The following is a 23,460-nucleotide window of genomic DNA, read 5'->3' as shown; positions in this document are numbered from 1 at the left end:
ACGGGGTGGCGAACGGCAGCAGGACCGCCTTGCGGTGCCTGGCTCTCGCCGAGAGCTTGCGGGCCGTGGCGTCGGTGACCGGGGTGGCCACCGAGACCAGGTCGAAGCCGTCCAGCAGGGCGGCCACCGTCTTCTCGACCTCGCTCCGGTCCCTGCCAGGGCGAGGGACCAGAGCGAGTCGGTGGACAGCCACCCCCAACTCGGCCGCCGCGAGTACCCCGCACCCCGGCAGGCCGACCACGGCCGCCCAGCACCCTTCTGCTGTCGCCGCGGCCACCAGCGTGAACAGCAACGATGTCGACTCTCGCACCGACACCGTGCTGCCACGCCGCAGGCCGCCCCACGGGAGGAGCTCTGCCAGTTCCCCGCGAACTGGCAGAGCTCGGGCCGGTGCCGCGGTCAGCTCGCTCGCCGCGCCTACCCCGAGCGCGGACAGCATCGCCGTTGCCGACCTGGACACCCGCCTCTCCTCCCACTGATCCGCGCGCACCCCTGTGCGCGGACCGCCGTGGGAAGTCCGGCGACCTGTCTGTCGAACATGTGTTCGAACGACGTGGTGATCATATCGCGGGGCGACCGCCTGGTGTCAATGCCCACGAACGAGTGGTTGGGGCACTTTCTCGCGCATCGGCCGCAGGACCACCCGCAACACCAAGGGAACAGCGCGAATTCAGCCCGGGGAGGGGAAGGAGGGAGAGGGGGAGGGGGAGGGGGGAGCGCTGCTGGGGGCGGTGGGACGCCCCGACCTGTCGAGGAACCCTCGTGGGGCAAGGGCAAGGGCAAGCGTGGCCTGCTGCGGGCGCCGTGGCGCGGAAACGCCGTTGGGGGGCACCCGGATCGGGAGCCCCCCAACGGAAAGCGGCGAAACCGCCGGCGCGGAACCAGCAGCGCGGAACCGCCGACGCCAAAACCCTCAGTGCGCGAAGTGCCGCGTACCGGTCAGGTACACCGTCACGCCGGCCGCCTCGGCCGCCGCGATGACCTCGGCGTCGCGGACGGAACCACCGGGCTGCACGACGGCTCGCACGCCGGCCTCCAGCAGCACCTCCAGGCCGTCCGGGAACGGGAAGAACGCGTCGGACGCGCCGACCGCGCCCTGGACCCGGTCACCCGCTCGGGCGACCGCCAACCGGGCGGCGTCGACGCGGTTGACCTGGCCCATGCCGACACCGACCGTGGCGCCGCCGGACGCCAGCAGGATCGCGTTGGACTTCACCGCGCGGCACGACCGCCAGGCGAACGCCAGGTCGGCCAGGCCCTGCTCGTCCAGCGGCGCGCCGCACGCCAGCGTCCACTTGGCCGGGTCGTCGCCCTCGGCAGTGATGGTGTCGACGGTCTGCACCAGCAGCCCGCCGGACACCGCGCGCATCTCCGTCCCGCCCCGCACCGGCTCCGGCGCGACCAGGATGCGGATGTTCTTCTTGCGGGTCAGCACGTCCACCGCGCCGTCGGCGTAGGCCGGGGCGATGATCACCTCGGTGAAGATCTCCGCGACCTGCTCGGCCATCTCCACGGTGACCTCGCGGTTGGCCGCGATCACGCCGCCGAACGCGCTCACCGGGTCGCACGCGTGGGCCTTGCGGTGCGCCTCGGCGACCGCGGCCGCGCCGTCCAGGTCGGACACCGCGATGCCGCACGGGTTGGCGTGCTTGATGATCGCCACGCACGGCAGCTCGTGGTCCCACGCCGCCCGCCACGCGGCGTCCGCGTCGACGAAGTTGTTGTAGGACATCTCCTTGCCGTGCAGCTGCTCGGCGGTGGCCAGGCCGGAGCGCCCGTCGACGCCGGTGTAGAGCGCCGCGCGCTGGTGCGGGTTCTCGCCGTAGCGCAGCACCTGCTTGCGCTGCCACGTCGCGCCGACCCAGCCGGGGAAGCCGGAACCCCCGTCGTCCGGCGCCACGACGCTGCCCAGGTACGAGGCCACGGCCACGTCGTAGGAGGCGGTGTGCCGGAACGCGTCCACGGCCAGCCGCTGCCGGTCGGGGAGCGTGAAGCCGCCCTCCCGGACCTGCTCCAGCACCCACTCGTACCGGGTCGGGTCGACCACGACCGCCACGCTCGCGTGGTTCTTCGCGGAGGAGCGGACCATGGCGGGCCCGCCGATGTCGATCTGCTCCACGCACTCGTCCGGTGACGCGCCGGAGGCGACGGTCTGAGCGAACGGGTAGAGGTTCACCACGAGCAGGTCGAACGGCGCGATGTCGTGCTCACGCAGGGTTTCCAGGTGCGCTTCGCGCCGGGTGTCGGCGAGCAGGCCCGCGTGCACACCCGGGTGCAGCGTCTTGACCCGGCCGTCGAGCATCTCGGGGAACCCGGTCACGCTCTCCACCGACCTCACCGGGATGCCCGCGTCGGCGATCGCGCGCGCCGTGCCGCCGGTGGAGACGATCTCGACCCCGGCCGCGTGCAGGCCGGTGGCCAGTTCCAGCAGCCCCGACTTGTCGGACACCCCGATCAGGGCCCGACGAACCGGTCGCCTCTCGGCAGGAGTGGTCACGGCATGCTCACCTTTCGTCCGTCCACGGTGCAGCCCTCGCGGGCCAGGCGGGCGACCACGTCGACGAGCAGCCGCCGCTCCACCACCTTGATGCGCTCGTGCAGGCTTTCGACGTCGTCGTCATTGGTGACGACCACCGCCTCCTGGGCCAGGATCGGCCCGGTGTCCACGCCACCGTCCACCAGGTGCACGGTCGCGCCGGTCACCTTCACGCCGTAGTCCAGGGCGTCGCGGACGCCGTGCGCGCCGGGGAAGGCGGGCAGCAGCGCGGGATGGGTGTTGACCATCCGGCCGCCGAAGCGGGCCAGGAAGGCCGTCCCGAGGATCTTCATGAACCCGGCCGACACGACCAGGTCGGGCCGGTGCGCCTCGACGGCGTCGGCCAGCGCGACGTCCCAGGCGGCGCGGTCGGCGTGGTCGCGCAGCTTCACCGAGAAGGCCGGGACGCCCGCGCGCCCGGCGCGGTCCAGGCCGGCGATGCCGTCGCGGTCCGCGCCGACGGCGACCACCTCGACCGGGTATCCGGGGTCGGCCGCCGCGTCCAGCAGCGCCTGCAAGAGGGTGCCGGAACCGGAGACGAGGACGACGACCCTGGCGGGGACGGGAAGCCGGAGTGTGGTCGCGGCGCTCAGCTTGCTCTCCTTGCTGGGGACTGTCACAGCAGCTCAAGAGCAGCCTAGGCGGTGCTCACCGGCGCTCGGTCGGCAGGTCCGGGTCGCGGTCGGCCGACTCGTCGGAGCCGGGCCCGGGGTCGGCGTCGGGGGCGGGGGCGGGATCAGCGTCGGACTCGGGCTGGAGGTCGGGCTCGGACTCGGACTCGGGATCGTCGAGCTCGGGATCGTCGAGCTCGGGGTCCGGCTCGTCGGAACCGACCTCGGGCACGTTCTCGAAGTCGTCGTCGTAGTCGTCCTCGAAGTCCTCGTAGTCCTCGTAGTCCTCGTAGTCCTCGGCGGCGGAGTCCTCGGAGTCCTCGGGGTCCTCGGGGTCGTCCTCGAACTCGTCCTCGTCGTACTCGAAGTCCTCGTCGTACTCCTCTTCCCCCTCCTCCTCTTCCCCCTCCTCCGCGGCGACCGGTTCCTCCACCGCGGGCACCACCACCGCCACCGGCTCGACCACGCGCGGCGGGCGCGGCGGGCGCGGACCCGCGAACCAGGCGACGATCCCGCCCGGCACGGCGACCCAGACCAGCGTCAGCACGCCCAGCAACCCGGCCGGCACGGTCACCGGGTCGAACGCCCCACCGCCCAGCGCCCCACCCGCGACCGCGGCCAGCACCAGCGCCCCCACGCCCGCGGTGACCCCCGCGATCAGCACCGCCCGCACCCGCGACCGGGGCACCGGGGCGGCGTCGCGCAGGGTGAACCCGGCCAGCACGCCGATCACGCCGGGCAGCACGAGCACCAGCGGCAGCCACCCCGACTGCTCCTCGGGCAACGCGGCCAGCAGCGGCACGGCGGGCACCGCACCGCCGGTGAACTCCAGCGGGTTCACCACCACCGGGCCGAGGGAGAACCCCGCGCCCACGACGTAGGACAGGGCGCCCACCACGGCGTTCGGCAGGTAGGCCAGGCACAGCAGCCAGATCCCGAGGCCGGTGCCGATGGTGCCGCCGCTCTGGTCGAACAGCGCCGCGGTGGTCGGCCAGGAGAGCACCAGGCCCAGCGCCAGCACCAGCGCGCCGGCCGCCGCCAACGCGAACAGCACCACCGCGCCCGTCCGCAGGCCGCGCCTGGCCACCGGGTCGACGCGCTCGAACACGACCTCCACCAGGCCGCAGCGCTGCGCCACGCCCGCCACCGCCGCCAGCCCGGACACCGCCGCGCAGCCGAAGAACGCCACCGCTGGCGTCGCGCGCACCGGGCCCTCCTCGCCCATCAGGAACGAGATCACCCCGCCGACCCCCGCGTGCGCGCCCGCGATGCTGAACACCACCGACCGCGCCTGGAGCGGCTCGAACAGGCCCAACCGGTCGGCCGCGCCCGCCGCCGCCCGGTACACCAGCAGCATCACCAGCGCGGTCGGCAGCAGCGGCAGCAGGCCGAGCTGCCCGCCGTCGAACCGCAGCGGCACGTGGTGCGCGGCCAGCCAGCCGGGCGCGGCCGCGGTCAGCACACCGGTGGTGGAGAACGAGGCGTGCGCGGCCGTGGAGGAGATCAGCGCGAGCAGCGCGGCGACCGCGGCGTAGCCGACCACCACGGAGCCCGCGGCGGTCGTGGCGAGCACCCGCACCCGTTCGGCGCGGGAGAACTCGGGCGGGCGCACGGAGTCGGTCACCGCGCCGTGGGAAGTCGTCTGCAGCACCGGCACCTGTCCACTGTCTCAGTCGCGATGAGCCGTTCGGGTGAGGCACGCCGGGTACGCGAAGAGGGGTGGCACCGGGATCCCGGTGCCACCCCTCCTCAAACCTGGTCAGCCCTGCTGCTGAGGTCCGCCGAACCCGCTGGGCGGGGTGCCCTGGCCGGGCTGCGGCTGGTTGAACTGGCCGGGCTGCGGCATGTACGAGGTCGGCTGCGGCTGGTTGGGCTGCTGGCCCTGCTGCTGCGGCGGCGCCTGCTGGCCGAACTGGCCGGACGGCGGGCCGAACTGCTGCTGCGGGTGCTGGCCCTGCTGCGGGAACGCGCCGGACTGCGGGTTGTTCCAACCGCCTTGCTGGGCGTAGGGGTTGGCGGGCTTGGGCTGGAGCTTCACCACACCCGCGTCCAGCAGGACCGCGACGATGATGGCGGCGGTCTGGAGCAGCGCCACGATCAGCAGGACGACCTGCATGCCCTCGACGTCGGCCTCGGTCTTCACGATGTCCTGGAGCAGGAGCAGCGTGGTGACCGCGGCGAGCACGGCGGCGGCGGGCAGCAGCCGCGGCGCCTTCGGCAGCACGGACAGGCCCGCCAGCACCGCGGCGGCCAGCAGGAACTGGATCTGCACCGACGCGACGTCGTCCGCGAACGCCAGCAGGTAGGCGATCAGGCCCAGACCCGCGGCGACCAGCGGGAGGATGAGGTTCAGGTTGACGCCCACCGCCGGCTGCGCCGGTCCCGGCTGCTGCTGAGGGGCGCCGTACGGCTGGGACATGGTGGTGTCTCCTCCAACTGGTGGGCTGATCAGGTCGTCGGCAGAACGCTAGCCGATGCGCACTCTCCGACGACGACCGGACTCCTGTGGTTCCCCCGGACGCGTGCTCGCACACACCGAAGGCCACCTCCCCTCGGGAGGTGGCCTCCAGTGTCTGCCACGAACGGGCGGATGTCAGCCGATCGAAGCCATGATCTCGCGCATCAGGGCGGCGGTCTCGGACGGCGTCTTGCCGACCTTCACGCCCGCGGCCTCCAGGGCCTCCTTCTTCGCCTGCGCGGTGCCGGCCGAGCCGGACACGATCGCGCCCGCGTGACCCATGGTCTTGCCCTCGGGGGCGGTGAAGCCCGCCACGTAGCCGACGACCGGCTTGGTGACGTTCTCCTTGATGTAGGCCGCGGCCCGCTCCTCGGCGTCGCCGCCGATCTCGCCGATCATCACGATCGCCGCGGTGTCCGGGTCGGCCTCGAAGGCCGCCAGCGCGTCGATGTGGGTGGTGCCGATGATCGGGTCGCCGCCGATGCCGATGGCGGTGGAGAAGCCGAAGTCCCGCAGCTCGTACATCATCTGGTAGGTCAGCGTGCCGGACTTCGACACCAGGCCGATCTTGCCGGCGCCCGAGATGTTGGCCGGGATGATGCCCGCGTTGGACTGGCCGGGGCTGATCAGACCCGGGCAGTTCGGGCCGATGATCCGGGTCTTGTTGCCGGTGGCCACGGCGTGGGCCCAGAACGCGGCGGTGTCGTGCACCGGGATGCCCTCGGTGATCACGACGGCCAGGCCGATGCCGGCGTCGATCGCCTCGATCGCGGCGGCCTTGGCGAACGCCGGCGGCACGAAGATCACGGTCACGTCGGCACCGGTGGCCTCCATGGCCTCCGACACGGTGCCGAACACCGGCAGCACGTGGCCGTCGAAGTCGACCTTCTGGCCGGCCTTGCGCGGGTTGACGCCGCCGACGATGGTGGTGCCCGAGGCCAGCATCCGCTTGGTGTGCTTGGTGCCCTCGGCGCCGGTCATGCCCTGGACGATGACCTTGCTGTCCCGGTTGATGAAGATAGCCATCGTCAGACCCCCGCAGCCGCGAGCTCGGCGGCCTTGTCGGCCGCGTTGTCCATAGTGTCCACCACGGTCACCAGCGGGTGGTCGGCCTCGGCCAGGATCCGGCGGCCCTCCTCCACGTTGTTGCCGTCGAGGCGGACGACCAGCGGCTTGGCGGCCTCGTCGCCCAGGATCTCCAGGGCCTTGACGATGCCGTTGGCCACCGCGTCGCACGCGGTGATGCCGCCGAAGACGTTCACGAACACGGACCGGACGTCCGGGTCGTTGAGGATGATCTCCAGGCCGTTGGCCATGACCTCGGCCGACGCGCCGCCGCCGATGTCGAGGAAGTTCGCGGGCTTGACCCCGCTGTGCCGCTCGCCCGCGTAGGCCACCACGTCGAGGGTGGACATGACCAGACCGGCGCCGTTGCCGATGATGCCGACCTGGCCGTCCAGCTTGACGTAGTTGAGGCCCTTGGCCTTGGCCTTGGCCTCCAGCGGGTCCTCGGCCTGCTTGTCGACCAGCGCCTCGTGCTCCGGGTGGCGGAAGCCGGCGTTCTCGTCGAGCGTGACCTTGCCGTCGAGCGCGACGATCCTGCCCTCGGGGTCGCGGACCAGCGGGTTGACCTCGACCAGCGTGGCGTCCTCGGACACGAAGGTGTCCCAGAGCTTGACGACCACGTCGGCGACCTGGTCGGCGACCTCGGCCGGGAACTTCGCGGCCTTGACGATCTCCTCGGCCTTGGCGCGGTCGACGCCCTTGATCGCGTCGACGGGCACCTTGGCGAGGGCCTCGGGCTTGGTCGCCGCGACCTCCTCGATGTCCATGCCGCCCTCGACGGAGGCCATCGCGAGGAAGGTCCGGTTCGCCCGGTCCAGCAGGAAGGAGAAGTAGTACTCCTCCGCGATGTCGGAGGCGGGGGTCACCAGCACGCGGTGCACGACGTGACCCTTGATGTCCAGGCCGAGGATCGCCTCGGCCTTGGTCGAGGTCTCGTCGGGCGTCTCGGCGAGCTTGACGCCGCCGGCCTTGCCGCGGCCGCCCGTCTTCACCTGGGCCTTGACCACGACGGTCTGGCCGAAGCGCTCGGCGATGGCCTTGGCTTCGGCGGGGGTGGTCGCCACGTCGCCCGGCAGTACCGGGACGTCGTGGGCGGCGAAGAGATCCTTCGCCTGGTACTCGTACAGGTCCACTCGGGTCTCCTGCGACGTCGGTGTCGGACACCGCGTCCTCGCTGGTGCGGTCCTCGAAGGTCCGGCGCTCCAGGCTGGGGCCTGGTGCACCACGTACCAGGCATCACCTGGAACGCCGGCTCAGCCGTGGGGACCGGCTCGACGCGGCTGCGCAGAACACTATCGACCTGCCCGGACTACTCCGCACCCCACGCCCGTGAAGTCCGTCATAGAGGTGGTGAGGTCGATCACCACACCGATTCAGCAACCCGGCGGGCGGCGCGGACCCGAGCACCGCTCGTCTCTTCCGCACGACCCGGCGGCGAGCGACCCTCCGCGCCGGTGAGCCGAACCGGCTTCAGCGAACCGTTCTCAACGCGCCGTCCTCAGCGCGCCGTCCTCAGCGCGCCGTCCTCAGCGCCTCGTCCTCAGCACCCGTCCTCAGCGCGCCGTGCGCAGCGCCGCCGACACCAGGAACGCGGCGGTCGCGGCGGCGGCCAGCCACAGGCCCGGCCCGGCCACGGCGTCCACGGCCCGCCCCGACGTCAGGGGGTACTCCAGCGCCCGCACCGCGGTGACCAGGGAGGCGCCCAGCAGCAACGCCGCGCCCTGGCCCGGACGCGCCTTGAGGGCGATCGCGGCCGCGACCACCACCCACACCAGCGACAGCAGCAGGCCCCAGGACCCGACCCGGAAGTCGAAGGCGCCGACCGGCGCGTACTCCGGGGCCCTCAGCACCGGCAGGGCGAACGCGCCCAGCGCCAGCAGGGCGGCGATCAACGTCCCGGCGACCAGCGGCAGCGGCGGTTCGCCTGCGGCCGTGCCCGCCTCGTCCCGCTCGACCGAACCGGCCAGGGCCGCGACCAGGCCGGCCGCGGCGGCGAGGACCACCGCCAGCACGGTGAACCACGTGCCGGGCCCGGGTTCGACGGTCTCGACCTGCGTGGCGGCGAAGACCGCGTCGAGCGCGGAGGCGGCCGCCAGCGGGACGGAGACCAGCGCGACGGCGAGCGCCGGCCGGACCGGGACCCTGGCCAGCAGGGCCACCGCCAGGCCACCGGTGGCGATCGCGGCCGGCCAGAGGAGGCGGGCGGCGTAGTCCGTCGGGACCGGCAGCCCCTCGGGCAGCACGAGCTGGTCGGTCACCGCGCCCGCGACGGCCGTCGCCGCGGCGGCCAGCGCCAGGCAGCCGGTGATCACGTGCAGGCGGCGCGGACCGGGCAGCTCGGGGTCTGAGGGCTCGGCGCGCTCCGCCCTGGCGGACTGCGGCCAGGCCAGCGCCGCAGCGGCGACCAGCACCAGGAACGGACCGGGCGCGAACCCGACGCGGTCGACGGCGATCCCCGTCGCGACCGGCGGCAGCGCCACGGCGACCAGGACGGCGGCCAGCCCGAGCAGGCCGCCCCGCCGGACCTCCGGGGTGGTGGCGCTCGCGGCCACCACCGCCAGGACGGGCGCGGCGATCGTGAGCAGGAGGCCGCCGACCATCGGCAGCGCGGCCGACTCGAACGGGCCGCGCGCCGGGATGAAGGCGTCGGTGGAGGTGAAGGGAACGGTGAACAGCCCGACCGCCGCGACCAGGCCCGCCGTGGCCGGCAGGACGAACCCCGCGGGCTCGCTGCGCACGTCCGGTTCGACGAGGGCGGTCGCGGCCGCGGCGCCGCCCGCGATCACCAGCACGTGCCCGACGAGGAGCAGCCACGCCCCGGCGCCCGGGGCCGGGGACCCGAGGTCGGTGAGGAGGAACAGCTCGGGGCGGGAGGTGTCGACGGGGTCGACCACGATCTGGAGGTCGTTGAACAGGCGGCCGACCGCGAACACGGCGGGCGCGACGAGGACCGCCGCCGCGGTCGTCTCCTGACCTCGGGCCAGCAGGACGACGGAGAGCGCGGTGGGCAGCAGGGCGAGGACCGCCAGCAGCGGCCACGCGGTGAACGCGGGGGGCACGGAGGCGTCGACCACCCCGACCACCGGGGCCGCCGCCGCGAACACCGAGCCCAGGGCGGCGAGCCCGACCGCCGTCCGCAGCCTCGTGGATGTCGGGGCGACCGGGTCAGCGGTTCCGGTTCGGATCACCGGTCGGACGCTAGCAAAGGCCGGGGAGGTCCCGCGCACCGTCGCGGGGGCGGTCCCCCCGGTGCGCCGGCGGCCCCCGAGCCCTGACCTGGTCCGGCGCGGGAACGGGTCCTGGGTGCCGCCGAGTTGGGCCTGATGTCGCCTTTGCTCACCCGTACGGGTGGTCTAGCGCGGAAATCCGGTCGGGGTGGGGGTGGGCGGGACCGGGGATGGCCGCCGCCCCTCGGGGAAGGAACCGGCGTTTCCGACGATCTTGGCCGGTTCGCCGTTTCGCCAGGTGGTGCCGCAAGAACCGCCGGGTGCGGGGATGTCCGCCGATCCCGCTCCACCTCATCATCGCTGAAGAGCAATTGCAGGCTGGAGGGCGTGGTGGAGGCTCCCCCGAACCGTCCGGCCGGCGCCCCGGCCCGTTTCGACCCCGGAAGTGGCGGGCACCCGATTCGCGTCTGGTGCACGGGGCACCGGGGGACGACCGGTCCGCCTTCGCAGTGCTGTCGGGGGTGCTGCGGAGGCGGGGAACCGGAGCGGTGAGCGCGGCCGACCACCGCGTTGCGCGAACGCCTGGGGAGCGCGTCCGCGCAGACCATTCCGGAGCAGGACCTGACCACGCCCGGGGCGTGGGCCGTCAAGGGTTCCGGGGCGCGAACCGCCCGGGGCGGGACAGCCCGGGACCCGGACAGCTCGGGACGGGGCCGAGCCGTACCCGCTCCACCACGCCGTGATGTGACCCGGCGTGAGGTGCTCGGGCGCTCACCAGAGGGTGACGTCCGGTTGGAGTAGCGGGTTTCGGCCACCCAGGAGCACCGGATACGTGATTCAGGTCACCTTTGGCTCACGATCTCCGGGCGCACCTCTACCTCTTTGTGATCGCCATCACGCATTCGTATGACGTCCAGAATCACCCCATCGTGCCTGCACGCTCGCGGTTTAGTAGCGCTGTCATGACCCAAAGTCACCAGTCATGTGCCGAGTAGTCCACCTGACCGCTAATCGGTAGAGATCCCCACCAGGGATTGCCCTTAAGGGCTCCGCGCCGTTACTGTCCCCCGGTCCGTTGTCACGGTCTGGTCACAACCTGGACAGGGAGTCGGTTACCCCAACCGGCTCAACCGGGATCCCCCGCCCGGTGTCCGACCGGACTCCCCGAAGACGGAAGGTCAGGTTTTGTCTCGACACCGCTCCCCCGGCGGCCATACGAGTTCGAACGCGCTCGAAGAGGCGGTAGACCGTGCCTCGACGCGTGCTGTGGCCACGCACCGGATCCCGCCGCCCCCCTCGGCGCTGCGCGGCCGCATCATGGTCGCCGCTGTCGCCGTAGGCGCGTTCGCCGCCGCAGGCGCCGGGCAGACGCTCCACGCGCTGGGCTCCGACTCGCCGAGCAGCTCGGACGAGGTGACCCCCCTCGCGAACGCCGCCGAGGGCGCCGCCGCGTTCGGCGTCGGCGGCACCGGCCCCGCCGCACCCCAGGTCCTCCCCGTCGCCAAGACGGTCGACGCGGCCGCCGAGGCGCAGAAGCTCGTCAAGAGCCAGCAGATCACCCAGGACCGCGAGGCCGCCGCCGCCGAGGCCGCGCGCCCCAAGTTCGCCCGCCCGGCCGCCGGTGACTTCACCTCCGGCTTCGGCGGACGCTGGGGCACGATGCACTACGGCATCGACATCGCGGGTCCCATCGGCACGCCGATCCTCTCCGCCGCGGATGGTGTCGTGATCGAGGCCGGTCCGGCAAGCGGTTTTGGCCTCTGGGTCAAGGTCGAGCACGCCGACGGCTCGGTCACCGTCTACGGCCACGTCGACACCTACTCGGTGCGCGAGGGCCAGCGGGTCAGGGCGGGCGAGCAGATCGCCCGGATGGGCAACCGCGGCTTCTCCACCGGCCCGCACCTGCACTTCGAGGTCTGGGACGCGTCCGGCCGCAAGACCAACCCGCTGACCTGGCTGAACTCCAAGGGCATCAGCGTCTGACCCCGCGGTCGAACGGGAGCCGGTGCACGAAGTAGGCACAGGCCACCCGCCACACCGCGCACATGCGCCCGCGCTCGACGCACCGCCGGCACCGTCCGGCGGGCGTGCGCCGGTGCACACCCAGCAGCGCCCGCCACGCCGCGGCCAACCGCCGGGCCTCCAGGCCCGGCGCGCCACCGCGCGCGCCCAGCCGGTCCACCGCGTCCAGGTAGTCCCCCACGCGCTCGTCCAAGAGCCGGGCCAGCACCTCGTCCACACCGCACACCCCCGTGTCGTCGGCCTCGGTGTGGATCAAACACCCGGGCACCGACAATTTTCGGTCGCGGGGTGTCTGAGCTGCGGAAACGCGGTGGCGGGGCGCACGAGAGCCCGGGAGCGGGGACCGAGGGCCCAGGCGGAGAACGCGGAGGCCGGGCCGAGAACGCGAGAAGCCGGGCCGCCGAAGCGACCCGGCCCTCCCCTCGTAGAACCTCCCCCTCACGAGAACCGCCGCCCAGGCCCCCCTGCCGACGATTCCCACCGCGGTCACCGCCCCGACACGGCTCCCGCGATCCCCCCGCGCCACGACCGCGGCTCCCCGATGACCCCGCGCCCCGAACGCCCGGCCATCCCGCTGGTGACAAACCTGAAGACGCGCACGACCGATCCGGGTTGCCCGGAAAACGGATTCAACCCGGACGAGTGAGGAACAAGCTCCGGGAAGCCCTCAGAGCTTCACGAGCGGCACCCCGCCGATGAGCATCAGCCGGACCGTGCCGGCCCCGCCGAAGTCGATCGTGGCGGTCGCGCGCGGCCCGGAGCCGTCCACGGCCACCACGCGCCCCAGCCCGTACTTGTCGTGGCTCACCCGGTCGCCCACGTCCAGCTTGACCGCCGGCGTGTCCTTCCACTGCGAGTTCGACGGCGAGGGCCGCGACGAGGTCGACGAGCGGCCCCACGACGTGGGCGCGGACGGCGCCGAGCGCCTCGGCTCCACCCGCCGCCACTCGACCAGGTCGGCCGGGATCTCGTCCAGGAACCGCGAGGCCGGGTTCGCCGCCGGCTGCCCCCACGCCGAGCGCACCAGCGCCCGCGACAGGTACAGCCGCTGCCGGGCCCGCGTGATGCCCACGTACGCCAGCCGGCGCTCCTCGGACAGCTCCGCCGGGTCGCCCAGCGCCCGCATGTGCGGGAAGACGCCGTCCTCCCAGCCGGTGCAGAACACCACCGGGTACTCCAGGCCCTTCGCGGTGTGCAGGGTCATCAGCGTGACCACGCCGTCGGACTCCGCGTCCGGCACCGAGTCCGCGTCCGCGACCAGCGACACCCGCTCCAGGAACGCCGCCAGCGAGCCCTCCGCGGGCAGCCCCTCGTCCTCGTCCGGCACGGGCACGGCCGCGCCCAGGTCGGTGAACTCGCGGGCCACCGTGACCAGTTCGTTCAGGTTCTCCACGCGGGAGTGGTCCTGCGGGTCCTCGCTGGCCTCCAGCTCGGCCCGGTAGGCGGTCTTCTCCAGCACCGCCTCCAGCACGTCGGCCACGTCGTCGCCGCGCTCGACCAGCTTCCCCAGCTCGTCCATCAGCTCGACGAACCCGGCGATCGCGTTGCGCGAGCGCGGGTTGAGCAGCGCCACCCCGCCCGCCACCGCGGCGCGCAGCGCCACCGCGAAGCTGACCCGCTCCCGCTCGGCGTGGGCGGCCACGCACGCCTCCGCGCGGTCGCCGATGCCGCGCTTGGGCACGTTGAGGATCCGCCGCAGCGAGACCGTGTCGTCCGGGTTGGCCAGCGCCCGCAGGTACGCCAGCGCGTCGCGCACCTCGCGCCGCTCGTAGAACCGCACGCCGCCGACGACCCGGTAGGGCAGGCCGAGGCGGATGAAGATCTCCTCGAACACGCGCGACTGGTTGTTGGTCCGGTAGAACACGGCGATCTCGCCGTTGTTCGCGTCGCCCGAGTCGACCAGCCGGTCGATCTCGTTGGCGACGAACTGCGCCTCGTCGTGCTCGTTGTCCGCGACGTAGCCGACGATCTTCTCGCCGTCGCCCAGGTCGCTCCACAGCCGCTTGTCGCGCCGGTCCGGGTTGCGCGAGATGACCGCGTTCGCGGCGCTCAGGATCGTCTGCGTGGACCGGTAGTTCTGCTCCAGCAGGATGGTGGTGGCCTGCGGGTAGTCCCGCTCGAACTCCACGATGTTGCGGATGGTCGCGCCGCGGAAGGCGTAGATCGACTGGTCCGCGTCGCCCACCACGCACAGCTCACCGGGCGGGACGCCGTCCGCGCCGGTGCCGACCAGCTCGCGGACCAGCGTGTACTGGGCGTGGTTGGTGTCCTGGTACTCGTCGACCAGCACGTGCCGGAACCGGCGGTGGTAGTGCTCGGCCACGTCCGGGTGGTTCTGGAGCAGCTCGACCGTCCTCATGATGAGGTCGTCGAAGTCCAGCGAGTTCGACTCGGTGAGCCGGCGCTGGTAGCTCTCGTAGACCTCGGCGACGCGGCGCTCCAGGTCGTTGGCGGCCCGGTCCTTCGCGGTCGCGGGCTCCACCAGCTCGTTCTTCAGGTTCGAGATGTGGACGGCCAGCGTGCGGGCCGGGTAGCGCTTCGGGTCCAGGTCCAGGTCGCGCGCCACCAGCGTGATCAGCCGGCGCGTGTCGTCCGAGTCGTAGATCGAGAAGTTGGACGACATGCCGAGGACCTTGGCCTCGCGGCGCATGAGCCGCACGCACATCGAGTGGAACGTGGAGACCCACATCGAGCGGGCGCGCGGGCCCACCAGGTCGGCCACGCGCTCCTTCATCTCGGCGGCGGCCTTGTTGGTGAAGGTGATCGCCATGACCTCGCCGGGGTGCACCCCCCGCTCGGCGAGGAGGTGGGCGATGCGCCGGGTGAGCACGCGGGTCTTGCCGGACCCCGCGCCCGCGACGACCAGCAGCGGTGAACCGGCGTGCTCGACGGCCCGGCGCTGGGCCGGGTTGAGGTCGTCGAGCAGCCGCGCGGTCCGGGGGGCGGGGGGACTTGAGGGCAAGTCGAACAAGGCGCTCATCGCCTGTCCACGTTACCCGCAACCCCCGACGGGCCGGGGGCTGTGGCATGATGTGGTCGTGCTCGCGGCCAACTTCTACTTTTACGGGAACCGGACTCCGGCTCCCGTGGACCGCTAGCGCGACCAGCCACCACGAAGCCCCGGAGTCCTCGGACCCGGGGCTTCGCTGCTGCCGGGGCCGGCACTCCGCAGACCACCCCGAGAGGTCGTCACGATGAACAGCACCGACACCGGCACGGAGTCCGCCCAGGACATCGACGCGCTGCGCCAGGAGATCGACCACGTGGACGCCGAGCTGCTGCGCCTGGTGAAGCGGCGGATCGAGATCTCCAAGATCATCGGTGCGGCGCGGATGGCCGCCGGCGGGACGCGGATCGTGCACAACCGCGAGCTGGACGTGCTCAACCGCTACCGGGAGCTGGGCCCGGAGGGCCGCGACCTGGCCATGGTCCTGCTCAAGCTCGGCCGCGGCCCGCTGGGGCGCTAGTGGCGAACGCCCAGTCGGTGAGCGCGGCCCTGGCCCGGTCCAGGTCCGCGTCCACCAGCTGGGTGTCGTCCGGCACGTAGGCCAGCGGGTCCTCCAGCAGCTCCAGCCCGAGCAGGCCCTCCACGAGGGCGTGCAGGCACAGCGCCGAGTAGCCGCGCAGGTAGCCGCCCTCCTGGGTGAGCACGGTCGGCAGGCCGAGGTCCGACACCGCCCGGCCGATCCACCGGTAGCCGGCGGCGGTCAGGTTGTGCCTGCCGTTCGGGTCGAACGCGGAGCCGTCGAACCCGGAGGCGCACACCAGGAGGTCCGCGCCGAACTCGGCCAGCGCCGGGAACGCGATCTCCTCCAGCGCCCGCCGGTAGGCGAGGTCGCCCGCGCCCAGGGACAGCTCGACGTTGACGTTGGCCGGGCCGCTCTCGTCGGGCGCGCCGGTCTGCGCGTGGTTGGCGCCCCACGGGCCGTGGCGCATGTGCACGGAGACGGTGAGCACGTCCGGGGTGTCGCGGAAGGTCTCCTGGGTGCCGTTGCCGTGGTGCACGTCCCAGTCCAGGACGGCCACCCGCCGGCCACCGCGGCGCGCGGTCTCGGCGACCAGCGCGGCGTTGTTGACCAGGCAGTACCCGTCCGGCAGGTCCGGTTGGGCGTGGTGGCCGGGTGGGCGGACCAGGGCGTAGGCCAGGCGGGTGCGGCCGGCGGCGACCGCGTCCAGGGCCGCCAGGGCGGTGCCCGCGGCGGCGCGGACCGCGTCCCAGGAGCCGGGGCCCACGACCGTGTTGACCTCGACGCAGGTGCGCTCCCGGCACGCCTCGCGCAGGCGCGCCAGGTAGTCCGGGGTGTGGACGCGGGCCAGCTCCTCCCCGTCCGCGAACCGGCCGGTCGACCAGGTCAGGTGCGGCGCGACCGGGCCGTGCCGCAGGGCGTGCCGGAACGTGCGCAGCCGGGCGGCGTTCTCCGGGTGCGGTTCGGCGACGTCGAGCCAGTCCCAGCGGCCGGGCAGCTCCCACAGGCCGCTCCCGGTGTCGTGCTCAAGGCAGGCGTCGTGCCAGAAGACCTCCACCGGGGGTGGATATCAGGGCGATCACCCATGGTCCAGCGGGTTTGGGCGTGGGCACACTGTTGGCATGGTCATCGGTCTCATCACGAGCCTGATCGCGATCGTGGGTGTGCTGGCCACGCTGGCGCACGACGGCTACCTCGCGATGCTGGGCTCGGCCGCCAAGTCCAAGCGCGCCGCCGGCGCGCCCATCGCCCAGTACGTGCGCAGCCGGTGGACCCTCGCCGGGGTGACGACGATCATCGCGCTCGTGGGCCTGCTGATCACCGCGGGCGGCGGGGTGTCCGGCGACATCATCGGCGCGCTCATCGCGGGCGGCGCCGGCCTGGCCGCGGCGAACTCGCTCCAGGGCACGCGCAAGCAGCTGAACAGCGGCAGGTGAAGATTCACTCTTCCGAGTGTCACTTGCCGCTCCGAGGTTGATTTGGGCCGTCCGCTCGGGGCCCTGCGCCTACCCTGAGGTGGTCGCGGGGCCCCTCGTCGTCCCACCCCCACCCCGCGCCACTTGAGCAGAACAGGTGCGCAGTCGCGAGGGTCGCGAGAGCGGGGTGGAGGGATCCACACGCATGGAGATCGGGGAACCGGAGCGCTCGGGACGGCACCGGTCGGAGGACGGGGCGGCGATGTGGCTGCCCGCGGGCGGCGAACTGGACCACTCGCCCGCGGCGCCGGCGCCGCCGTCGACCCCGGCGCTGCCGCCGCAACGCGCGTACGGCGCGTCGGCGCTGCCCGTGCAGCGCGCACGCGACCCGCTCGCGGACAGCGACGCGGTGGGGTTGCGCAAGTTCAACATCGGCCTGGTGCCCGCGTCGGCGACGCCGCCCGGGACGTGGAAGCGGGCCGCGTGGTTCGCGGTCCTGTCCTCGGCGGCCGTGCTGGTCGGGCTGGCCCTGGCGGCGGCCGAGCTGGTCGGTTCGGGTGGCCCGGCGGAGCGCGTCGGGCTGCCCGGCTACCCCACCGACGTGCCGCTGCTGACCGGGTCCAGCTCCGCGACCAGCCCGCCGCCCGACACCGCCGCGCCGGCCACCGCCGAGCCGGGGCGCCCGGAGGCGCCCCGGTCGCCCGACGCGCGGCGCCGGGCCGCCGGGGTCGGGGTGGTCGCGGAACCCGTCGACGCCGCGCCGACCACCGCCGAGCCCGCCGCCGGCGACGCCGCCCCCGCCGCCGCCGCCGTCCTGGCCGCGCCGACCGGGTCGCCGGAGGTCACCACCGTGCCGGGCGGCGCGGAACCGCCGCGGGTGGACGGGCTGGTGATCGCCGCGCGCACGGAGCGGTTCTACGAGGAGGCGGTGCGCGACGCGGGCACCGCGCTGGCGATGGTCTCGGACTCCTTCCGGCCCGGCGCCGAGGCGTTGCTGGCGCAGCGGTTCGCGGACGTGTCGCTGGTCGAGGTGACCGCCATCCGGGTGGATCCGGCGAAGGGCGTCACGCTGAGCACGTTGCAGCTGACCCGGAAGGACGGGACCCGGGTCGTCGAGGAGCGGGAGCTCGGGTTCGCCACCACCGGCGAGCCGTTGATCAACGCCGAACGACCGGCGGGCGGCGCCCAGGGGTCCACCGGGAACGCGGAACGGCACGTCGCTCCGTAGTCGTTCACCCGATAGCGCCCAGCGACCGACCACTGGTCGCCACGAACGGGTGAACTCCGGCCCTGAGCTGGCTTTTCGCTGGTGGGAGACGGTACGAGTGCTGGCGACGTCACAGCGAGGGAGTCGCCAGTGCAGCGCCCTACGACGAGCGGCCGCCGGCACAACCGCGCGGGCTCGGTGAGCGTGGCCGAGCTGATCAGGCAGCAGCCGGCCCCGCTGCGCATCCGGTCCGGGGACCGCGGTCGGACCGCCGCGCACGAACTCGTCCGCGACCTGCTCGCGGACCCACCCGCGCGGCGGCCGCCCAACCGGGTGGCCAAGCTCGTCGGCGTGACCACCGGTGTGGTCGTGCTGCTGGCGACCGTGGCGGCGGCGACCGTCCTGGCGGGGCACCGCGACGCCGGTCCGGAGCGGCCGTTCGTCGAGGCGCCGCCGCAGATCAGCGGGCCACCGGCGCTGCGCCCGGACCTGCTGTCGGCCGAGCTGGGCGGCAGCCGGGCCGACCTGCTCGCGGTGGACCGGCCGACCGCGCCGCAGGCCGTGGAGGTGCCGACCGGCGACGCCGTGGTGATGCCCGCCGCGCCGCGTCCCGGGCCGCGGCCGCGGGTGGACGTGGTGCGGCGGTTCTACGAGCTGCTGCCCGCCAGGCCCGCGGAGGCCCTGCGGCTGCTGGCCCCGGAGCTGCTGGGCGAGGACGCCCGCGAGTTCGTGGCGGCGTGGGACCGGGTGCAGGCGATCACCATCGAGTCGACCACGCTCCAGCCGGGCGGCGCCGTGCTCGCGGTGGTGTCGATGCAGGAGCGCACCGGCGGCTGGATGCGGGTCGAGCAGCTGTTCCGGCTGTCCGACACGACCGTCCCGCTCATCGTCGGCACCGAGGTGCTGTCGGCCCAGCGGAACTGACTCCCCGTGACTTTTCGCGCTATGGGACTAACACAGCGTTGATGTCAACTGTGTTTCTGTGCCAAACTTCCCCCGAAGGGGTTACGAACTCGGTCACGATTCGGTATCCATGATCCCGGTCAGTAGCGCAACGCACTCCCCGGGAGAGGTGTCCAGCGGTGTCGAACGACGACAAACGCCGTCGGCGGGATGGTTCGACGGCACAGCTGTCCGTCGCCGACCTGGTGGCCAGGCGCGAGGCGGAGACGCAGCCGATCCCGCGGATCACCGAGGTGGAGCCGGAGACGGTGCGGTTCAAGCCGGCCGCCAACCTCTCGGGTCGCGAGCTGCACATCACCGAGCTGCTGCGCCGCGAGGGGCGCGCCGGCGAGGAGGAGCGCGGCGGCGGGCTGCCCGTGCCGAAGATCGTGGCGATGGCCGGTGGCGGTGTGGTGCTCGCCGGCGCGGTCGCGTTCACCGCGTCGAGCCTGGTGTCCTCGCCGGACGAGCGGCCGCTCGCCGAGGTGCGCTTCGACGCCCGGCAGGCCGCGCGGGCCACCAACACGCTGACCAAGGACCTCACCGCCGCGGCCAAGCAGCAGGAGGTCCAGCAGGCGCAGGCGGAGACGACGACCGACGCGCCGGAGCAGACCACCACGCAGCGCACGCAGCGCGCCACGCAGCCGCAGCAGCGGCAGGTCCCCCTCGCGCAGGCGCCGACGAGCACGCAGGCGCCGAGCACCACGACGAACCAGACCACCACCCCGCCGAGCACGAGCACCACGACGCCGCCGCCCAGCAGCACCAGCACCCCGCCGCCGCCCTCGTCGTCCTCCGTGCCTCCCTCCTCCAGCACCACCCCGCCCTCGACCACGCCGTCCTCGGCGGACCCGAGCACGCCGCCGCCCTCGTCCTCCGAGCAGCCCGCGCCGGGCGTCGGGATCGGCCTGGACCTCGGCGGCATCCTGGAGCCGATCGGCGGCTTCGACTTCTTCGCCCCGTCGAACTGATCCCCCGACCGGTCGACACGCCCGACCGGAACGGGGGATGCGCGGCACCGAGGTCGACGACACGCGGTGCCCGGGTGGGCGACACGCCGATGTCCCGAATGACGAACTCGGGGGTCCCGGGTGTTCGACACGGTGGGTCCGGGTGTTCGACTCGCGCCCACCGGGGGTCGTGGGCGGCGGGGATTGGGCCGTTCGGCCGCAATCGTGGTGATCTTCACACGAACGGGTGCCGTTTTCCGCCGGCATCAGGTATCCCTTCCCGGTCACCCCTCGGCTCGCGTGACCTGCACAACGGTGCCCGAGCGGTAGTTCGGGCCGGGGTAGGCTCTGCGGGCGAGCGGTGGCCTAGCCTGTTCCGCGCACCGATCCGCACGACGAGGAGCCCGAGCGTGAGACCAGCTGCCCTTGCCGCGGTCACGCAGCGCCCCAGCGAGGTGGTCCGGTGAGCAACGACGGTCGTGTCATCGCCGACCGCTACCGGTTCCTGGACCGGATCGGCAGCGGTGCGATGGGCGTCGTGTGGCGCGCCCAGGACGAGCGGCTCGGCCGCATCGTGGCCATCAAGCAGCTGCTGCTCCAGCCCAGCCTGGACGAGCGCGAGCAGGACGAGGCGATCCAGCGCGCCATGCGCGAGGGCCGCATCGCCGCCAAGCTGCACCACCCGAACGCCATCGCGGTCTACGACGTGGTGGAGGAGAACGGCGCTCCGTGCCTGGTCATGGAGTACCTGCCGTCCTACAGCCTGGCCGACACGATGGCCGAGCACGGCCCGCTCGACCCGGTGGAGGTGGCGCAGATCGGCGCGCAGGCCGCCGCCGCGCTGGCCGCCGCCCACGCCGCCGGGATCGTGCACCGGGACGTCAAGCCCGGCAACGTGCTGCTCGCCGACAACGGCCTGGTCAAGATCACCGACTTCGGCATCTCGCGGGCCAGCGACGACGTCACGGTCACCAAGACCGGGCTGATCGCGGGCACGCCCGCCTACCTGGCCCCGGAGATCGCCCGCGGCCAGGACCCGACACCCGCCTCGGACGTGTTCTCGCTCGGCTCGACGCTGTACGCGGCGGCCGAGGGCGAGCCGCCGTTCGGGCTGTCGGAGAACACGCTGGGCGTGCTGCACGCGGTCGCCGCGGGCCGGATCAACCCGCCGACGGTCGACCACCCGCTGACCGACGTGCTGCTGCGCCTGCTGAACTACGACCCGGCCGACCGGCCCACCATGGTCCAGGCCCGGGACCTGCTCAACGCGGTGGCGCAGGGCCGGAACCCGAGCCTCACCGGGATGCCGGCGTCCACCGCGACCGCCATCGCGCCGGTCGTCGGCGCGGGCGCCACGACCGTGGTGGACCCCGACCGCACCCGCGTGGTGCGGCCCGGTCCGCGCACGGTCGGCCCGCGCACGGGGGCCATGCCGCCGGTCGCGCCGCCGGCCGGGCAGAACGGCACCAGGCCGCTGGTGATCACCGCCGTGGTGCTGGGCGTGATCCTGCTGCTCGGGGTGCTGCTGGTGGCGCTGGACGTGTTCGACCGGAACCCGACGACGCCCCCCGCGGACGAGAGCACCACGTCCACGCCCGCGCCGACCACCACGACCACCCCGCCCCCGGTGACCACCACCGTGCAGACGGAGACGGTCACCGTCGAGGTGACGACCACCACGCCGGAGCCCGAGCCCACCACCACGACCGAGGCCCCGGCGCCGACCACCACCACCACGCCCCCCACCACCACGACGAGGCCGGCGCCGACCACGACGCCGCCCACGACGACACCCCAGGTGCCGCCCACCACACAGGAGCAGCAGTGAACCTCGTAAGGTGGGCGTTGAACCCGATCGGGTGACGCAACGTCTTTGTCCTAGTGGCGTCCTGCATTTCGCCGCTGAAGAGCCCTAGCAGCTACCTGGGAGCACGCCGTGACCGACGATGGCCGCCTGGTCGCCGGCCGCTACCGCCTTGGCCGGCGGATCGGCAGCGGAGCGATGGGCATCGTCTGGCAGGCGCACGACGAGCGCCTGCACCGGACCGTGGCCGTGAAGCAGCTGCTGCTCCAGCCCGGCCTGGCCGAAGCGGACACCGACGAGGCCAAGCGCCGGGCGATGAGGGAGGGCCGGATCGCGGCCCGCCTCCAGCACCCGCACGCGATCGCGGTCTACGACGTGGCGGAGGACGACGGCCAGCCCTGGCTGGTGATGGAGTACCTGCCGTCCCAGAGCCTGTCGGCGGCCCTCTCGGAGCGCGGCACGCTGCCGCCCCGGGACGTGGCCTCGATCGGCTCGCAGGTGGCCTCCGCGCTGGCCGCCGCGCACAACGCGGGCATCGTGCACCGCGACATCAAGCCCGGCAACGTGCTGCTCGGCAACGAGGGCACGGTCAAGATCACCGACTTCGGCATCTCCCGCGCCACCGGCGACGTCACCGTCACCGCGACCGGGATGCTCGCGGGCACGCCCGCCTACCTGGCGCCGGAGGTGGCCAAGGGTTACGACCCGGGCCCGCCGTCGGACGTGTTCTCGCTGGGCTCGACGCTGTACGCGGCGGTCGAGGGCGCGCCCCCGTTCGGCCTGAACGAGAACACCATCGCGCTGCTGCACCAGGTCGCGTCGGGCAAGGTGGTGCCGCCCAAGCAGGCGGGGCCGCTGACCGCGCTGCTGATGCGCCTGCTGCGCGCCGAGCCGGAGGACCGGCCGACCATGGCGGAGGCGCGCGAGGCGCTGGCCGCGGTGGCCGCGGGCCGGGCCGCGCCGGACTTCCCGGTGCCGATGCCGCAGAGCCACCCGCCGTCGTGGCAGGGCTCGCCCGTGCAGGCGCCCGCGCAGACCCGCGCGATGCCGCCGGTCGGCCAGAGCCACCAGGCCCAGAGCCATCAGACCCAGAACCACCAGGGGCAGAACCACCAGGCCGCGGCGCACCACCAGGGCGGGCACAACCAGTCGGCGCACAACCAGGGCGGGCACCACCCGGCTACGCGCGTGGCCCCGGTGCCCCCGCCGCAGCACTCGGACGCCGGCCGGAAGCGGTCCCCCGGGGCGAGCGGCTCGCCCCGCACCGGCGGGTCGGGTCAGCTGAGGAACAAGCGGTCGGCCGTGCTGACGGCGCTGGCGATCGCGGGCGCGGCCGTGGTGGGCATCATGCTGGCCAGCGTGTTCTCCGACAACTCGCCGAACGACGACGCCGCGTCGCCCACGTCCTCCAGCACGGCGCAGGCCGCCGGCGGGGAGCCGTCGACCTCGCAGACGAAGAAGTCGGCCGGCCCGCCCGCCACGTACACCTCCACGCCGACGCGCCAGCAGCAGGAGCAGGCCCTCCGCGACTACTACGCGCTGGTGCCGGGCAACCTGGAGGACAGCTGGGCGCGCCTGGCGCCGTCCATGCAGAACGTCCAGGGCGGCTTCGAGAGCTACCGGAACTGGTGGGACCGGGTCGAGTCGGTCGAGCTGGACGAGGTCGAGTACAACGAGGACTTCGCCTACGTGATCGAGGTCACCTTCCGCATGAAGGACGGCACGACCAGCGAGGAGAAGAAGCTGATCGTGCTCCAGTGGGCCCAGCAGAGCCTGTTCATCTCCAACGAGCAGAACCTGGGCAAGCCGTAGGCGC

The 23,460-nt window shown here is 73.3% G+C and carries 18 protein-coding genes; 8 read left to right on the top strand and 10 right to left on the bottom strand.

Annotation, left to right across the window (positions count from 1 at the left end):
• Positions 1-913: 913 nt before the first annotated feature.
• The 7 genes from purH to Q5530_RS10215 all read right to left on the bottom strand — a co-directional run bounded on the left by purH (position 914) and on the right by Q5530_RS10215 (position 9,858).
• Positions 914-2,497 carry a bifunctional phosphoribosylaminoimidazolecarboxamide formyltransferase/IMP cyclohydrolase gene (gene purH, locus Q5530_RS10245; protein ID WP_380634884.1) on the bottom strand — a complete coding sequence of 528 codons (1,584 nt, stop codon included), beginning with the start codon at positions 2,495-2,497 and terminating at the stop codon, positions 914-916.
• Positions 2,494-3,129, bottom strand: coding sequence for a phosphoribosylglycinamide formyltransferase (gene purN / locus Q5530_RS10240; protein ID WP_415362085.1), 636 nt, complete (start codon positions 3,127-3,129; stop codon positions 2,494-2,496). The genes purH and purN overlap by 4 nt, the downstream gene beginning before the upstream one ends.
• Before the next feature lie 55 nt (positions 3,130-3,184).
• Positions 3,185-4,804, bottom strand: a complete 1,620-nt coding sequence (locus Q5530_RS10235) for a DUF6350 family protein (protein ID WP_415361933.1) — start codon at positions 4,802-4,804, stop codon at positions 3,185-3,187.
• A gap of 102 nt (positions 4,805-4,906) precedes the next feature.
• On the bottom strand, positions 4,907-5,566 hold the full coding sequence (locus Q5530_RS10230) for a DUF5336 domain-containing protein (protein WP_415361932.1): 660 nt from the start codon (positions 5,564-5,566) through the stop codon (positions 4,907-4,909).
• Positions 5,567-5,740: 174 nt separating this feature from the next.
• Positions 5,741-6,631, bottom strand: coding sequence for a succinate--CoA ligase subunit alpha (gene sucD / locus Q5530_RS10225; protein WP_415361931.1), 891 nt, complete (start codon positions 6,629-6,631; stop codon positions 5,741-5,743).
• A 2-nt stretch (positions 6,632-6,633) separates the two neighbouring features.
• Positions 6,634-7,803, bottom strand: coding sequence for an ADP-forming succinate--CoA ligase subunit beta (sucC, locus tag Q5530_RS10220; protein WP_415361930.1), 1,170 nt, complete (start codon positions 7,801-7,803; stop codon positions 6,634-6,636).
• Between the two features lie 420 nt (positions 7,804-8,223).
• The gene (locus Q5530_RS10215) at positions 8,224-9,858 is read right to left on the bottom strand and encodes a hypothetical protein (protein WP_415361929.1); all 1,635 of its coding nucleotides are present in this window, start codon (positions 9,856-9,858) and stop codon (positions 8,224-8,226) included.
• Between the two features lie 1,296 nt (positions 9,859-11,154).
• Between Q5530_RS10215 and Q5530_RS10210 the strand changes: the two genes are divergently transcribed.
• Positions 11,155-11,820, top strand: a complete 666-nt coding sequence (locus Q5530_RS10210) for a M23 family metallopeptidase (protein ID WP_380634986.1) — start codon at positions 11,155-11,157, stop codon at positions 11,818-11,820.
• On the opposite strand, the gene Q5530_RS10205 is transcribed toward Q5530_RS10210, so the two are convergent.
• Positions 11,810-12,115: a hypothetical protein gene (locus Q5530_RS10205; RefSeq protein ID WP_380634893.1), complete on the bottom strand. Its 306-nt coding sequence runs from the start codon at positions 12,113-12,115 to the stop codon at positions 11,810-11,812. The genes Q5530_RS10210 and Q5530_RS10205 overlap by 11 nt on opposite strands.
• 411 nt (positions 12,116-12,526) lie before the next feature.
• Entirely contained in the window at positions 12,527-14,839 is a 2,313-nt protein-coding gene (gene pcrA / locus Q5530_RS10200; protein WP_415361928.1) for a DNA helicase PcrA, read from the bottom strand.
• Between the two features lie 214 nt (positions 14,840-15,053).
• On the opposite strand from pcrA, the gene Q5530_RS10195 reads away from it, so the two are divergent.
• Positions 15,054-15,326 carry a chorismate mutase gene (locus tag Q5530_RS10195; protein WP_380634897.1) on the top strand — a complete coding sequence of 91 codons (273 nt, stop codon included), beginning with the start codon at positions 15,054-15,056 and terminating at the stop codon, positions 15,324-15,326.
• Here Q5530_RS10195 and Q5530_RS10190 read toward each other — a convergent pair.
• Positions 15,295-16,383, bottom strand: coding sequence for a histone deacetylase (locus tag Q5530_RS10190; protein ID WP_415361927.1), 1,089 nt, complete (start codon positions 16,381-16,383; stop codon positions 15,295-15,297). The genes Q5530_RS10195 and Q5530_RS10190 overlap by 32 nt on opposite strands.
• Positions 16,384-16,447: 64 nt before the next feature.
• On the opposite strand from Q5530_RS10190, the gene Q5530_RS10185 reads away from it, so the two are divergent.
• The 6 genes from Q5530_RS10185 (at position 16,448) to Q5530_RS10160 (ending at position 23,456) form a co-directional block, all read left to right on the top strand.
• Positions 16,448-16,762, top strand: coding sequence for a hypothetical protein (locus tag Q5530_RS10185; protein WP_380634901.1), 315 nt, complete (start codon positions 16,448-16,450; stop codon positions 16,760-16,762).
• 184 nt (positions 16,763-16,946) lie between these two features.
• Positions 16,947-17,969, top strand: a complete 1,023-nt coding sequence (locus Q5530_RS10180; protein ID WP_415361926.1) for a hypothetical protein — start codon at positions 16,947-16,949, stop codon at positions 17,967-17,969.
• A gap of 129 nt (positions 17,970-18,098) precedes the next feature.
• Positions 18,099-18,872, top strand: a complete 774-nt coding sequence (locus Q5530_RS10175) for a hypothetical protein (protein ID WP_415361925.1) — start codon at positions 18,099-18,101, stop codon at positions 18,870-18,872.
• A 158-nt stretch (positions 18,873-19,030) separates the two neighbouring features.
• Positions 19,031-19,861: a hypothetical protein gene (locus Q5530_RS10170; protein WP_415361924.1), complete on the top strand. Its 831-nt coding sequence runs from the start codon at positions 19,031-19,033 to the stop codon at positions 19,859-19,861.
• 442 nt (positions 19,862-20,303) lie between these two features.
• Complete coding sequence (locus Q5530_RS10165; RefSeq protein ID WP_415361923.1) at positions 20,304-21,668, top strand: serine/threonine-protein kinase; 1,365 nt, start codon at positions 20,304-20,306, stop codon at positions 21,666-21,668.
• 108 nt (positions 21,669-21,776) lie between these two features.
• Entirely contained in the window at positions 21,777-23,456 is a 1,680-nt protein-coding gene (locus Q5530_RS10160) for a protein kinase domain-containing protein (RefSeq protein WP_415361922.1), read from the top strand.
• The last annotated feature ends 4 nt before the right edge of the window (positions 23,457-23,460 follow it).

This window comes from Saccharothrix sp. BKS2, assembly GCF_047689505.1.
Classification (GTDB): Bacteria; Actinomycetota; Actinomycetes; order Mycobacteriales; family Pseudonocardiaceae; genus Actinosynnema; species Actinosynnema lopnurensis.
The sequence above is the reverse complement of the archived record's forward strand: the minus strand, read 5'-3'. Positions and strand labels throughout refer to the sequence as shown.

What these genes read in the sequence shown, in the direction of transcription:
- Q5530_RS10230 (WP_415361932.1), bottom strand. Translation starts at nt 5,566, where the DNA reads ATGTCCCAGCCGTACGGCGCCCCTCAGCAGCAGCCGGGACCGGCGCAG.
- Q5530_RS10195 (WP_380634897.1), top strand. Translation starts at nt 15,054, where the DNA reads ATGAACAGCACCGACACCGGCACGGAGTCCGCCCAGGACATCGACGCG.
- sucD (WP_415361931.1), bottom strand. Translation starts at nt 6,631, where the DNA reads ATGGCTATCTTCATCAACCGGGACAGCAAGGTCATCGTCCAGGGCATG.
- pcrA (WP_415361928.1), bottom strand. Translation starts at nt 14,839, where the DNA reads ATGAGCGCCTTGTTCGACTTGCCCTCAAGTCCCCCCGCCCCCCGGACC.
- Q5530_RS10210 (WP_380634986.1), top strand. Translation starts at nt 11,155, where the DNA reads ATGGTCGCCGCTGTCGCCGTAGGCGCGTTCGCCGCCGCAGGCGCCGGG.
- Q5530_RS10185 (WP_380634901.1), top strand. Translation starts at nt 16,448, where the DNA reads ATGGTCATCGGTCTCATCACGAGCCTGATCGCGATCGTGGGTGTGCTG.
- Q5530_RS10180 (WP_415361926.1), top strand. Translation starts at nt 16,947, where the DNA reads ATGGAGATCGGGGAACCGGAGCGCTCGGGACGGCACCGGTCGGAGGAC.